This is a genomic window from Cysteiniphilum sp. QT6929 (genome assembly GCF_030035755.1).
Classification (GTDB): Bacteria; Pseudomonadota; Gammaproteobacteria; order Francisellales; family Francisellaceae; genus Caedibacter; species Caedibacter litoralis.
The window spans coordinates 2,217,084-2,232,093 of sequence record NZ_CP103983.1 but is presented as its reverse complement, the minus strand read 5'-3'; the positions used below and the strand labels follow the sequence as shown (position 1 = coordinate 2,232,093).

At 38.1% G+C, this 15,010-nt stretch carries 9 protein-coding genes; 3 read left to right on the top strand and 6 right to left on the bottom strand.

Annotated elements, in window-relative coordinates; all coding sequences use genetic code 11:
• The first annotated feature begins 48 nt into the window (after window positions 1-48).
• Window positions 49-876 (top strand): mechanosensitive ion channel domain-containing protein, encoded by an 828-nt coding sequence (locus tag NYP54_RS09725; RefSeq protein WP_283156343.1) that lies wholly within the window; start codon window positions 49-51, stop codon window positions 874-876.
• Between the two features lie 15 nt (window positions 877-891).
• Here NYP54_RS09725 and NYP54_RS09720 read toward each other — a convergent pair whose 3' ends face one another.
• Entirely contained in the window at window positions 892-2,130 is a 1,239-nt protein-coding gene (locus tag NYP54_RS09720; protein WP_283156342.1) for a pyridoxal phosphate-dependent aminotransferase, read from the bottom strand.
• Window positions 2,131-3,756: a glycerol-3-phosphate dehydrogenase gene (glpD, locus tag NYP54_RS09715; protein WP_283156341.1), complete on the bottom strand. Its 1,626-nt coding sequence runs from the start codon at window positions 3,754-3,756 to the stop codon at window positions 2,131-2,133. It lies immediately after the preceding gene.
• Window positions 3,757-3,922: 166 nt separating this feature from the next.
• Between glpD and NYP54_RS09710 the strand changes: the two genes are divergently transcribed.
• Complete coding sequence (locus NYP54_RS09710; RefSeq protein WP_283156340.1) at window positions 3,923-5,125, top strand: HAMP domain-containing sensor histidine kinase; 1,203 nt, start codon at window positions 3,923-3,925, stop codon at window positions 5,123-5,125.
• Window positions 5,126-5,177: 52 nt separating this feature from the next.
• Window positions 5,178-6,761: an ATP-binding protein gene (locus NYP54_RS09705; RefSeq protein WP_283156339.1), complete on the top strand. Its 1,584-nt coding sequence runs from the start codon at window positions 5,178-5,180 to the stop codon at window positions 6,759-6,761.
• A 38-nt stretch (window positions 6,762-6,799) separates the two neighbouring features.
• Here the strand turns inward: NYP54_RS09705 and NYP54_RS09700 are convergent, their stop codons facing one another.
• The 4 genes from NYP54_RS09700 to NYP54_RS09685 form a co-directional block, all read right to left on the bottom strand.
• Window positions 6,800-7,921 carry a polymorphic toxin-type HINT domain-containing protein gene (locus tag NYP54_RS09700; protein WP_283156338.1) on the bottom strand — a complete coding sequence of 374 codons (1,122 nt, stop codon included), beginning with the start codon at window positions 7,919-7,921 and terminating at the stop codon, window positions 6,800-6,802.
• A gap of 108 nt (window positions 7,922-8,029) precedes the next feature.
• Window positions 8,030-8,566: a hypothetical protein gene (locus NYP54_RS09695; protein WP_283156337.1), complete on the bottom strand. Its 537-nt coding sequence runs from the start codon at window positions 8,564-8,566 to the stop codon at window positions 8,030-8,032.
• 61 nt (window positions 8,567-8,627) lie between these two features.
• Window positions 8,628-9,794 (bottom strand): polymorphic toxin-type HINT domain-containing protein, encoded by a 1,167-nt coding sequence (locus NYP54_RS09690; RefSeq protein ID WP_283156336.1) that lies wholly within the window; start codon window positions 9,792-9,794, stop codon window positions 8,628-8,630.
• Complete coding sequence (locus tag NYP54_RS09685; RefSeq protein WP_283156335.1) at window positions 9,794-14,983, bottom strand: RHS repeat-associated core domain-containing protein; 5,190 nt, start codon at window positions 14,981-14,983, stop codon at window positions 9,794-9,796. Before NYP54_RS09685 ends, NYP54_RS09690 begins: the two co-directional genes overlap by 1 nt.
• Window positions 14,984-15,010 lie beyond the last annotated feature (27 nt).

The following is a 15,010-nucleotide window of genomic DNA, read 5'->3' as shown; positions in this document are numbered from 1 at the left end:
TTATTTCTGACCTATACTATTTAACATCCGGATAACATGGAGTTTAGTGTGACAATTTATAACTTTCTCTCACATCACTTAATTATTGGCTCAATACAAAGCATCGCTATTGCGCTATTGATATATTTTTTATATCGGTTTTTGCAGTGGTATTTTACACGGAAAATTGATAATGCAACCAAACTCAAGCGCAAACTGTCACGTCTTCGCTATCTATTGATTGCTATTTTTGTCTTTTGCTTGATAAAAATATGGGTTAGTGATTTTAGTCACATTCTCACTGCATTAGGTTTGGTCGGCGCGGGTTTAGTAGTTGCTAATAAAGAAACCATTATGAATTTTATTGGCTCGTTTATTATCATGTGGCGCGATCTTTTTAGTGAGGGGGATTATATCGAAGTGCAAGGTCAAGAAGGATACGTCTATCGCTTGGGACCTTTGTATTACACATTAGCTGAATACCCGCCAAGTGACAAAAAAACCAAAGGCAAATACATTCGCATCCCAAATGCCACCGCCATTACTGGCGTTATTATCAACTACTCACAACCTGCGGTTCCTTTTAAGGGTAAAATTCAATTTAAAGTGACTTATGCACAATATACACATCTTAAGATCACTGAGTTAAAAACCATGCTAGATAAAGAGCTTACTGACCATCTTAAGACACTGAATAAATCGCAATTAAACACGCTGACATCAACAACAGTTAGTCTTTATGAGCAACCGGATATTGATAAACCAGAACTTATTGATATTACGATTAGTTATCAATGCTTATTTGAACATAAAAAATCACTGTCAACGCTCCTTAATACTGCTTTATTACAAGTATTAACAGAGGCTGATCAACGCAAAAGTATGTCAAAAGAATAACCAAGCCAATAATAACTAAACAGCTTCCCTCAACATCTGTTGTATTCTATCCAAGCCCAGCTTAATCTCATCAAAGCTTGGGCCAAAGCTTAAGCGCACATATTTCTTTAAACGCGTATTCACGACTTTGCGACGTTGGCCGGGGTTGACATCAAAGAACTCACCAGGCACACAGATCACTTTGTATTGTAATAAAGCTTTGAAAAATTTCATGCCATCAGCAAGACTCTCTGGCAAGTTTTCCAAAGAGGCAAAGCAGTAAAAACCACCCTCTGGCACTCTTGATAACACAAAGCCCATTTCCTTAAGACGTGATACCATATAATCACGCTTTTTAACAAACTCACTCTGAATCGAATCCGCTTCTTGATCAGCGTGTTTGAGATCCAGTAATGGCACAACGGCCTTTTGTATTGCGTGTACCGCACCACCGTCTAAAAATGACCCAGCTGAAGCAATACCCTCAATGACTTCTTTTGGACCTAATGTCCATGAAATACGTAATCCTGGATATCGCCAGTTTTTGGTCAACCCATCGACAATGAGAATATTGTCTTTTTCTACATCTTTGATATATGCAGCAGCACTTAATGTTTTTTGATTTTGATCATATAAATAATGTGAATAAAACTCATCAAAAATCATCGCACAACCAATCTTTTTTGCTGAATCAATCAATTGTTTTAACTCATCACCAATAATGATCTGTCCTGTTGGATTACATGGATTAGATAACAGCATTGCCCCCAAGCCCATATTAATCATTGCTTTTTCCATCTCATTAACATCAGGCTTAAAACCATCAGCAATGCGATAAGAAACCGGCATCGACACAAAGCCACCAAAGACATTTAATAACTCTTCGTAAGCAGTGTAATCTGGCAGGAAATGCCCAAGATTAATATTATTCATCGTCGCAGCGATCCGACAAAGCGCTGAGCGACCGCCCGACGAAATGGCGACATTTTCGTAAGTATATTGTGATTTTTTATCAAAGCGATAGCGCTGGTTATATAGCTCAGCCACTGCTTTTCTAAGCTCAATGTCACCTGCGACAGGGCTATACTCAGCTGAGATTTGATCTAATGAAATATCTTTTAAACGTGCAGGACTCTCTGGCATATCTCCGGTTTCAGGCGCGCCTTGCCCTAAATTAGACCACTCAGGATTGCCATAATAAAAACCATGCGCTTGCGCCTTGGACATAACATAAATCACTCCAGTTTTTGGGACTTTTTTAAAACTGCTTTCCATTTAATTTCCTTTGTTTAAATGCTTTTCTAACCATTGTGTCAATTGCGCTACTTCATCTTTCTTCAGCCATAACCCAAGTTTACTGCGACGCCATAATAATGCATCAACATCACGCACCCATTCATGTTCAATCAAATATTCAACCTCTTGCTGATAAAGGTTATATCCAAAACATATACCTAGATCATCATAAGATGTTGCATCCTTTAACACATCAATACTTTGCATACCATATGATGATGCTAAGCGATAACTATGTTTATCTTGAAGCCATGGATAAGCTGCATTTAGCTTCATCAAAATCTCAGCAAATGAGCTTGCCTCACCACCTGGTGTTGCCACTTTATCCGTTGTGCACGCCTGCATTTCTGGGAAAAAAGGAATCAACTTATCCACAACATGTTTGGATAATGTGCGATACGTCGTAATCTTACCACCAAAGATTGATAATACCGGTAATTCACCTTGATCATCTTCAAGCTCTAGATGATATTCACGCGTGATTTTAGACGGATCCTTAGCATGATCATCATACAATGGACGCACACCAGCATAGCTCCAAATAATATCTTTTGGTGCAATTTTGCTTTTGAAATAACCATTGATCAGTTGACACAAATAATCAGTTTCTTCCTGACTAATGGCAATATCGCGTGGATCACCTTGATAATTAACATCCGTCGTGCCAATCAAGGTAAATTCATTATCATGTTCACTGGTGAAACCATATGGTAGCGCAAAGACAATCCGACCATCGGCATTTTGCAGGATATAGGCATGATCACCCTCGTACAACTTAGGCACGACAATATGACTGCCTTTGATCAGGCGCACTGCCGATTTAGAACTCGTTTCTAACACGTCATGAATAACATCCGCAACCCAAGGTCCTGCGGCATTAACAACGGCTTTAGCTAGCACCATTACTTCATCACCTATACCATTTACAAGTTTCGCCTGCCAGCTATTTTCTGCCTTTTTCACCTTTTTCACCTCGACACATTGATATGGCATCAAGATTTTAGCGCCATGCGCTTTGGCTTGTTGTGCATTAAGCATCGTCATACGCGCATCATCAATCCGACAATCAGAATAGGCAAAACCAACACTGAAATCATCAATAAGATTCTTACCTTCGAGGGTATTGACTAATGATATTTTTTGCGACTTCTTTAATGACATTTTACCCGCGAGAAAATCATATAAGAACATACCAATACGAATCATCCACACCGGACGCAAATGTTTGGCATGCGGTAAAACAAAGCGCAAAGGATGGATAATGTGTGGCGCTTTCTTGAGTAATACTTCACGCTCTTTTAAGGCTTCTTTGACGAGCTTAAACTCATACTGTTCTAGATAACGTAACCCGCCATGCACAAGCTTACTACTGGCTGATGATGTCGCTGAAGCAAAGTCTTTTGCTTCACATAATGTAACATCTAAACCTCTTAATGCGGCATCAACAGCCACCCCTGTTCCATTAACCCCGCCACCGATTACCAAAATATCGGTATGAATAACATTCTTTTCCTGCTTTTCTTGCTTTTCTTGTGCTTGCATGACTTTATTTTCACCGTTTAGGTTGGATACGCAGTTTGCTATTGTATACTCACCACGGTCCATTTTACAGCCTTTATTGCTTTAAGTCTGAGCTCGCACACCCCTCTGCACAATCATTTACAAGTGAAATATAATTGTATCAACTTTGCTAAACCTTGCTAAAATTTTGTTATACTGTGCACGGTCATAGTCACTGGGAAATTGTGAGCAGGATTAAGTAGGAAGAATGATGAAAAACTCAAAACAGTGTTATTCAATCTGGATGCTATGTATTTTTATAGGTGCTTGCATCGTGTTGGTTATTCAAAGCACACTGATGATTAAAAGCTTATATAAAGATGTCATCGATCAAAAACATCATTATCGCGTGATTAAAGATTTAATCGCTATCCGTGACGCCATGGTAAAGCTCGATGCCAGTGAGCTTGAGCTTGCCATTCAAACTTATGAACAAATTACTCGAAACTCAGTATCTATTGAAGTACATTCGCATATCAGTGATCACCCAGAGCTACATACCTATGATCAAATGATCGAGTATTTTAAAACACACAAACAACTATCCTTTGATCAATACTATCCAAATGCTGATAAATGGGTATTTTTCAACTTTAAGCCCCACAACCCTTGGATTGATCCAGTGGTCATCATTGCCATTATATTGCGTTTTATTTTTATGTTTATGATCATTTATTTAATTATCTATAGCGGCTTAAAACTATTTAGACAATCCATTTATGAACTTGGCAATGGCAATAACAACAGATCATTCCTTGGCAAAACCAAGCACGCCTTAGAGCAAAAAGTCAAAGACCTTATCGCTGAGCGAACCATGATTCTTGCCACTCTTTTTCATGATATCAAAACACCGCTAGCACGCGCCAAAGTACGCTTACAAACAGAGTATGAGCTTGATCAAGTTCCAGCTGATTTAGATGAGATTGATGAGCTTATTAAAGCGACCGTTAGCTATTACCAAGAAAGCACCCAAGATACGAGCTTTAAGATCAATACGATTTTCATGCGCCTTAAACAGCAACACCCTGATAAGATAAGCATCAATACAACAAAAGACTATATTGTGCATGGCAATGAGACGCTACTCTATCGCGCCTTTGGCAATATCACCAATAACGCGATTAAATACGCCAAGCATTGCAGCATTGACTGCGATATAGCACAAAACAAGTTAGTGATACGTTTTCAAGACACAGGACCTGGTGTCCCTCAAGACAAGATTCATAAACTTTTTCTCGCACATTATAAAAACTTGCATAGCGAGCAAAACAGTCAAGGACACGGTTTGGGGCTTACCATTTGCAAGAAAATTATTGAACTACATAAAGGTGAAATCTCGGCAACATCTAATGAGCAAGGTCTATGTATTGCGGTGAAATTAATTGCCACTAAAGAAAACACTTCACCTTTATAAAGGGCATTTGCTACACTACTGAATAAGCTCCAAGCACCTGACGTTGTGTCTTATGACCAGACCTTACAAACAATTGCCTATTGGCTATTCAACGCTCCAAGAAATCAGAGAAAACAATGCCATCTACATTGATAAAACAAAGCATATTGCCAACTTGGTAAGCTCTGGAAAATACTACTTTTTATCGCGTCCACGCCGCTTTGGCAAAAGTCTGACAATTAATACATTGAAAGCACTTTTTGAAGGAAATAAATCACTGTTTAACGGACTTTATATTGAAGACAAATGGGACTGGCAAAACAAACACCCTATCATTCACTTAAGCTTTGGTAGTTCACAATCAGTCAATGCTGAAGAAACGTTATTACAAATCATTAAGCAAACACTACATAACACCGCAAAACACCATCATATTGAACTGCCACCACTTACCTTAAACCTGCAGTTTGATGCATTGATTAAAGCGCTTTCTGAGAAATGCCAACAACGTGTTGTGCTACTGATTGACGAATATGACAAACCCATTTTGGATGTCATTGATCAACCAGAAAAAGCCATACGTAATCGTGAAATACTCAAAGGCGTCTATAGCACCATCAAAGACAATGATGCACATTTGCGATTTGTCTTTTTAACAGGTGTTTCCAAGTTTTCAAAGGTCAGTTTATTCAGTGGTTTAAATAATCTTGAGGATATCTCACTTCACCATAAATATGCCGATATTTGCGGCTATACACAAGCTGAGCTTGAAGATAGCTTTCGTGATGATCTACACAATACCGATCTTTCTAAACTTAAAGCGTGGTATAACGGCTACAACTTCGCAGGCACTGAAGCACAAAAGGTCTACAATCCTTTTGATATTCTCCTTTTCCTAAGCAATGGGCAACAATATAAAAATTACTGGTTTGAAACAGGCACACCTAGCTTCCTAGTAAAGCTCATTGCTGCTCGTCGTGAGATTGTGCCAACCCTTGAAAACTATGAAGCAAATTTAGACTTCATTAATTCCATTGATGTTAATAACATCCCAATCCCCGCACTCATGTTACAGGCTGGCTACTTAACGATTAAAGAAGCCTTTCACTATGGCGAAGAGCTATGGTATCGCTTAGGTTATCCAAACTTTGAAGTTAAAACTTCACTCAATCGGCATCTCGCGACAATTGGCACGGCAACTGAGGATGCTAATAGCAATCAGGTACAGTTAAATAAGGCATTGCTCAATGATGACTGGCAACACTTCAAATTAGCTATTCAAAGCTTTTTTAGCACCATCCCTTATCATTTTTACAGCAATGCGCCAATACACAACTATGAAGCTTATTACTGCGCTATTATCTACAGCTATTTTATGGCTTTGGGTTACAAAGTGACACTTGAAGACACAACCTCACAAGGTCGCATTGATATGTCAATACATATGCCACAAAACAAAGTAATCTTATTTGAGTTTAAAGTAGCTAATGCTAAAGACCTAAGTCAGGAAGCACTCGCACAGATTATTGACAAAAACTATGCACAAAAATTCGTACACCTTAATCTGCCGATCTACCAAATTGGTGTCTCCTTTGATAGCAACACACGCTCAGTTAATGGGTTTGTGGTGCAGGAATATAAAATTGTGAACAATTAGAGAACATAGTTAACACCTGTTAGTATTTCAGCACAATGTTAAAAGGGTGATTCATGAGGTCGCCAAAGCGGTAACTGATGTTTGCTGTTTGAAGGTGTATATATTTCGGCTTTTATATATTGAAATTGATTAGGCTTAACAACCATTTGTAAATCAAAAGGGCTAAGTTCAGGACTAAACATTTTAAGCTGCCATGAATGGCTTTGATTCATAACATTAAAATCATATGTTTGAGTTCTTTTCCCGTAAATCATGAGCACAACAGCCTTACCCTCATCACCATCTCTTCTTACAGCAGTATCTACTGGTCCGAACTGTGTCTTCTTAGTTGTCATTTTATGTGAAGCATTTTCTGCAAAGTCATTGGCTAATCTATAATCTTTCGCTATATAAAAACCTTCACCACCATCTGTCCCTGCTGAAGAACCAATTCTTTTAATAGAGGGGCCTGAGTCTACAATGCTTTGAGCATTTTTTAAATTAGTTCCGTGATAACCTAAAAATTCGTACTCAGGAGGAACACAAGCATTATGTGCAAGTACTTTATTTTTCCCAACATAGTAAACATGATCTAACTGCACTTCAAAATTATACACAATAATTGGATGATCACCTTGATAGTAGGATCTGCCACAACTTGATATTTGCTCGCCACTACATATTAATTGCAAAAGTTTTCCTGATTGACTAATTAAACTATCATTTATAGTAATATCCTCTATCGCAACATACGCCTGTTGATTAGCGACATAAAAAGGATGATTTGGTGTTGCATTAATCTGTTCAATATTGCCTTTGTCATCTATAAAAGTATAGGTTCGAACATCTTGTGCATAACGCTTAAATGTGCCTATTACTGTTTTTGTTTTTTCTTTACGCCAATCAGTATCTTGTGTATCTACTTTGGTATCCGTTATATCAGTAACCGTTACTTCCACCTGATCAATACCAAACTCTGGCAATGAAAAAGTAGATCGTTTCCCTACTTGATCAATACCATTTTCTTCAAGCCATTTGATGGGACGCAGTAACTTTATTTCAGCAGGATAGAATTGTCCATCAATCAAATCTGTATAGTTAAGTGTCACTTGCTGCCATGTTTTAGGTGTGATTGACATCAAATCATAATTTGTGACTTGAGACGATGCTGCAAAACTCAAGCGCGAGACCAACAGTCCAAACAGCAAAAAACTGCCAAATAATTTAGGGTAGTAATACATGATAATTTCCTATTTACACTAAGCGATTGAGTCTATCAATCTGATAAATTAATTTAAGTTGCGTACACATGCGGCATAACCACTTGGATTATAAGCGGTATAACTTGAAGTTTCTCTATTACCGACAAAATCATAAAAGTATACTTTAGACCCCATAATCGTTGAAGAAACATAATGCTGGCTTGCCGGCCATTGTAGTGGATAAGTACTAATAGGATAGTTCGCTTTGGCAAAATCTGATAGCTCGTATTTACTTGGTAAACGCCAATCGCTATAACCCATATACCAGAGGTTGTCACAAAAATATTTTGCTCTTTGATATTGAAAAACAGCAACATTCATTTTAGTCCCATACTTATCACTAAATGTACTATCAGGATAAAAGCCAGCTTTCATTGCCTCATCTGCGCTAAAGGGCGCAAGCCATGTTAACCCCTTATTATCAACCGATTGTATATAACGATTGTGTGTCATTTCACTTTTTGTACTTTTTAACACTCTGTTACCTTTTGACACTTCAGAATTTTCTGAGGCAATAACATTCGTGCATAACAAAGCTGAAGATATAAACATTAAAACTTTCAAACAAAACTCCTTCAATAGATTAAATTAAATATGTAAACCAAAATTAACGCTTCTGCAAATTTTATTGTGAAAACACCCTTCCTCTGAAACCCAAACCTGTATCTATAAGCTCGTAGCCATTTGGTGCCAAATATCCATGCGTATTTGCCCACGGATCTATAATATATCTTGATCTTCCAGACCCAATGCTTAAAAGGCGATGCCCTGCAACATACTCCATATTGATTGATCGATCAAATCCCGCGGTTTCAGCCGCTAGTCGTCCAAGACACGCCATCGCCTCACAATCTCCATACCCTGTCATTTTTGTATATCTCGCCCAATCATTATTTACCTCTTTTGGTGAAGATCTTTTACCAAACTCAATCAAATTATCTCGAAAAGCATATGATCGCTTATTCATTTCGTGTAATGGCTCACCATACGCTACTTCTCGCTTTAAAGTTTCTCGAGTAAAACTTTTGGTTACATGTTTATTAACATATTGATTAATAAATTTTCCGACTTTTTGGTTAGACGCACCTTTTAAACTAGTACTACCTAACTCTAAATCAATACCACATCCAATATTATGTACTAATGTATTATACTTCCCAACGTAATATATATGCTGCGCTATCACTTCGATATTATAAACCACTACAGGAACCTGATTACTCACTCGTTTACCACAACTTTTTTGATTCACATCAAGACAAACTAATCTAACTTTTTGACCACTCTGACTAATAAGCTCATTACCATCCTCAATATCATCTATTGCAATATAAGCCTGTTTATCAACCACATAAAAAGGATGATTTGGCGTTGCATTAATCTGTTCAGTATTGCCATTGTCATCTATAAAAGTATAGGTTCGAACATCTTGTGCATAACGCTTAAATGTACCAATCACCGTTTTTGTTTTTTCTTTACGCCAATCATCTGCTTTTGTGTCTATTCTGGTATCCGTTATATCAGTAACCGTTACCTCCACCTGATCAATGCCAAACTCAGGTAATGAAAAAACGGCTCTTTTGCCCACTTGATCAATACCATTTTCTTCAAGCCATTGAATAGGGCGTAATAACTTGATTTCTGCGGGATACGCTTTGCCATCAATAATATCTGAATATTTAAGTTCCACTTGCTTCCATGATGTAGGATTAATATCAGTAGCATCATAATTATGCGCCGATGACACTAAAGGTAGCGTCAAAAATAGCATCGATATAAAATACTTCCTCATTATGCTGCGTCCTCTAAGTCCTCAGCTTCAGGTGATAGAATTATAACATTATCGTTATATTCGCTAGATAAGTTTAATTGATCATTTAACTGATCTGTCTGTAAAGATTTACTATAACCAGACCATTCAATAACCGGTGCGTTAATATCAATATCTGCATCGATAGCTGTCACCACCTGGTCACCTAACTCAATATCTTGAATCTCTTTATATGACTGCTCACCTGACTCACTAATATTGGTTAATACCAAAGTACCTGCAGCAAAGCACATGCGTTTAGGTGTCAGCGCCTTACTTACCGATGATCGAAAGTTATTTACCGCCTGTGTGATTGGACGAGTTACACGCCCTACCGCACTACCAATAGCCTTACCTGCTGATGTTGCTGCAGCACGACCCACTGCGGCTCCTGCTCCTTTCATAATACCAAAAGTAGCCATACCTACCGCAAAGCCAACACCTGCTGTTATTGCCGCATCTTTAATACTACTGCCTGAGGCAAGATCTACGGCAAAACCTGCCGCACTGCCTGCTAGCGTTGATAATGCAGCAACTCCAACAACGGCTGCTGCTGACATACTGGTTGGATCGGTCATCGCCCCTGCGACAAAGCCCGCAGCGGCACCAGAGATAGCATTTTTCCACACACCACTATAGTCACCGGTAATTGCCCCTTGAATAACACCTGTCACCGCACCAACAACGGCACCAACTACCGCACCAATGGCTCCAGCAATCCAACCCCAAAAATGTCCCGTTGGATCAGAGTAGGCAATTGGATTATTGGGATAAATATACCCATTAATACCGCCTTTATCAAAAGGTGACATATTATCATATGCCATAAAGCGCTTAAGCATAGGGCTATATGCACGATAGCCATTACCCAAATGCTGGTATCCTGTTACTGCTTCCGTACGTTGCCCATTATAACCGATGGCAAATTGATCTATTAACACCTCTGTGCCACTGCTATTTATTGACATTAAATCACTAGCAATACCATAAGGCGTATAAGCTTTCTGACTTGCTATGCTCAGTTTATTATTACTTTTTTCGATGTCATACAGCACGCTACCTGCATAGTCATAAATGTAATAACGTATATCCATAATCGCTTTGGAATTGTCTTGCTTAATACGTCCATGCATACTATTACCAGAGAGATAACTAAGCCATTGACCATCTTGTGACTCGTGACTCAATACGCCACCAATATAGTAAAGAGATAGCATTTCCTGATTAGGTACCTTTTGCCAAATCTGCTCACCCTGAGCATTATAACCATAGCGAATCGCCTCTCCCGATCTGGCTCCTTTTGCCGTAAAGGATACCATGCGCCCCAATTTATCATAAGCTAAGCTATTGCCTTGCTCATCACTAATAATACTGCCTGCAATATCATATTTAATCGTTTGACTGTTGCCATATTGGCTTTGACTATTGGTGTATTTCTCCAACTTAGCAGGATTATTTTGATCATAAAAATAAGTGGTTGTATTAACAGCATTGACTAAGGTATTTTTATCAACATACGTTTGCTTAACATTGCTAATATTATTAAATGCGTCAAATGTATATTCTTCTCTTAATACCGTATTGCCTAGCTGATCTTTGGGACATAAAGCACCTTGACACTGATAGTCAACAAGGTTATTCATTAGGTCATAAAAATAACTTTCAATTGACTTTTGATTGGCTTTATCTCCCCTTGTTTTCTTAGCAATATTGCCTGTGTAGTACTCATGTGTTTGACCATCAATATTGCGCTTAATGGTTGTGAACTCATACTCAAGGGTGTTGATAGGTAACGCATCATTTTCAGAAAGCTTATCTACCTGAGAAATTAAAAAGCCTGTTTTATTGATCTTATCATCATAACTAAACGTTGTTGTGATACCATCAATCGTTTTTTTCTGTAAGCGACCCAGATCATCATAGTGATAGGTCATATAATCTTTGATAAAAGATTCTTTGCCTGCGTATTTATAGTCTACCGCAATCACTTTACCCATATTATCATAGTGATATTGGCTCACATTGCCGACATAGTCTTTAAAGCTTAAAACATTGCCTGCACGACTATAGCGATACTCTGCCGTTACTTCATTTTGATTTTTCGGCTTATACGTCTCTTTTTGCAGACGACCTTCGGCGGTATATGCGTAGCTTTTAACACCTGTTTTATCAGTGAGGGCTCGCAACTGTCCTGTGACTTCATTGTAATCATAATCCACATTATAATGATTATCTCCCACCACATAGCTCTTGACTGGTAATTGCAGTACACGATCAATTTTAGTCTCAACAATATGCCCATAACGATTAGTCATTTTGATTGGGTTGCCCATTTTGTCGTATTGATACTTCTCTTTAACACCTTCGGTATTTTCTTCCCACAGCAATAAGCCACGATCATCAAAGTAGCGTTTAGCTAATATTTTCTTCGCTTGATCTTTGGGCTTGACACCAATTTCAATGACATTGCCAAGCATATCATAGCTTTTATGCGTCTGATCACCCGTTGGCAAAGTGATATAGTCAACTTCACCTATCTCGTTATAATGTGTCACGGTGTGCTGACCACTAGCATCTTCAGATTCAATTAAACGACCAAATCCATCATAAAAATAACGTACTTCGCTTAAAATCTTACTGCCATCAGCACTGATAACGCGTTCAATGATAGGATTGTTCACCTTATCAAGCACCGTTTCAGTCATACGCGATTTTTGATTACCTTTTTCCAACCACTGACGTTTAGTATTATTAACGTCATCATACAGCACATGCGCTTGACTGCCATCAGGGTTGATTGTTGTGATATTTCGACCTAAAGCGTCGTAAACATAACTCACCTTATACTCGACAATACTGCCTGAAATATCCGTGTCATAAGCAATTACTTCAGCCACTTTCCCTTGCGCGTTATAGCCTGTCTTTGATAATTGGACAAACTGATCAGTAATCAAACGACCATTAGCATCTACTTTTTGTTTATATTTAGCAATTTCACGCCCTAAACCATCCATTTGCACTTTCATCTGAAATCCATTGGCATCGGTTGTTATTAAGGCTAGTTCAGTGTTTTTGCTATATACATACTGGTTCGTCGTACTCGCCTCATACTCTGTGCCTTTTGCAATAACTTGTTTTGTCAAGCGCCCTAATAAGTCGTAGCTCATCTCAACCTTATTACCCACACCATCTTCAGCGCGCAATGTCTGCCCAGTATAGCCATCTAATATACGCTTTGAACTGACGGATTGATCCGCTCCTTCAGCCGATTTACTCACCAGAGTGCTTATCTGTTTCAGTTGCCCGTTAGACTCTTTCGCATAGGTATAGGTTTTGTTAATTTCTTTAAGCTTATTGCTTGAATTATGTGTGAGATCCTTGGTTTTTTCTGCACGCAACATGCCAAAAAAAGCAGAGTTGATATCATCATTATATTCAAAGGTTTTCTCTGAAATATAGTTGATGCTACCCTCTTTGAGATAACCAGATTTGATGACATCGGCAACGATCAAATTACGCTGATCACTTAAACGCTTATATTGATAGGTTTTTACTTGTGGATACTCGTGACTACCTACTTGTGGATAAATAATTTCTTTAGAAATATATTGCTTAAAGCCATTAGGATCAGCAACACATCCGCCTGAATTACTATTACTTGCGCAGTATACAATCTCTTTTTTTATCCCATAGGCATCTGTTGTTTCTAGTAAATTACCATAGTCATCGTACTTACTGGTAACCGTTAATGGTGGACGCGAAGACTTAGTCTGCAAATTAGCGCGATTATCCTTTAAATTGTAGTAACTCGTTGACTCACTAATCGGGTATTGGTAGTTATTTGGCAATTGATCAAAAGTAGTATAAGGTGAAAAATCATACTTCTTTTCCTCTTTAGTTAACAAACCACCCTTAGCATCAAAGGTTTCTGACTTCTCCAATAAATGGAATTTATTATAGGTATACACGGTAGATGCACCATCAGTAATTACTTTAACGGAGTAACTAAATTTATCATTCATTTCCGCTAAACTGTCTTCATCTTTCAAATAACTTGCTTCTGGATAGCCTGTGAAATTATTTAAATTACCATTACTTTGATCGCCAAATTGATACCGTGTTTGCATGGTGGGTTGACCATATCCTGGTAAGATCTTATGTACATTGACAGCATAAACCTCACCACTATATTGTGGGCGCAATAACCGCTGATACGTTATTTCTTCAGCAGCACCCGTTGGTGCGATCACTTTTTCAATTAAGCCTTTATTATCATAGAAAAATTGTGTTTTATAATCGTGCTCTGCTTGATAGGTAATGTTCTCTAAATAGCCTTGTATATCCTTATTAACGATAACTTTGCGCTCAACACCATGATGAGATCGACTGGTAATAGTCACTTGATTTTTTTCATAGCTGATAAGGATACTATTTTTACCTGTTTGCACTTGAGTAAGCTTGCCACCGTTATAGTAAAACGAGGTTTTTTTACCATCTACACCAAAGGATGCTTTAATACGTCCATCGTTACCGATAATCTCATACGATCCGTCTTTAAAGACTACTTTAAACAAGTCGTCACCCGATAATGGCAGAATTTTAATGTCTTTCAGCTTATAATATTGTGGCTTGTTAGATGGATATTCGATGCGTTGCGAGAAACCACCTGCCAAAGTCAAAGTCTGTGTATTTTGATCATAAAAAGACAAGCCAAGCGACCAGCCTTTGCCAAAACCGCTATCCACTTTAACACCTTGACGATAATGCAAGCGTAACTGAAATGCTTGATTTAAAGAAGTGTCATCAATTGTTTGTCCAACGACATAGTTAAAATCATATGTCCCTGTACGTGCATCAACCCTGCCTAAAGTGCCAAAGCTAAAGGCATCCGACACAAGATCATCGCTTTGACTAGATGAACGCAATGATTTACTTAGTAAATTATTATTTTCACCCTCTTTAAAATCATTGCTCTCACCACTTAACATATTTTGTTTTTCTGGAGGTTTTCCTAACGCGGCGACTTGCTGCAGTAGGTCATCATTATCTGCAGCATTGGTGATTGAAGCTTTAGCATTACTATTAATTCTTTTTTTATCGTCTAGCATTAAATCTTGAGCATAAACTGGCGATAGCAATAAAAATATTACTGATATTTTAAACTTAAACATAAATGTACTCCTTTTTACTAGCTGAGT

Coding starts and splice junctions, on each gene's coding strand:
- NYP54_RS09720 (WP_283156342.1), bottom strand. CDS start 2,130: ATGGAAAGCAGTTTTAAAAAAGTCCCAAAAACTGGAGTGATTTATGTT.
- glpD (WP_283156341.1), bottom strand. CDS start 3,756: ATGGACCGTGGTGAGTATACAATAGCAAACTGCGTATCCAACCTAAAC.
- NYP54_RS09710 (WP_283156340.1), top strand. CDS start 3,923: ATGAAAAACTCAAAACAGTGTTATTCAATCTGGATGCTATGTATTTTT.
- NYP54_RS09705 (WP_283156339.1), top strand. CDS start 5,178: ATGACCAGACCTTACAAACAATTGCCTATTGGCTATTCAACGCTCCAA.
- NYP54_RS09690 (WP_283156336.1), bottom strand. CDS start 9,794: ATGAGGAAGTATTTTATATCGATGCTATTTTTGACGCTACCTTTAGTG.
- NYP54_RS09685 (WP_283156335.1), bottom strand. CDS start 14,983: ATGTTTAAGTTTAAAATATCAGTAATATTTTTATTGCTATCGCCAGTT.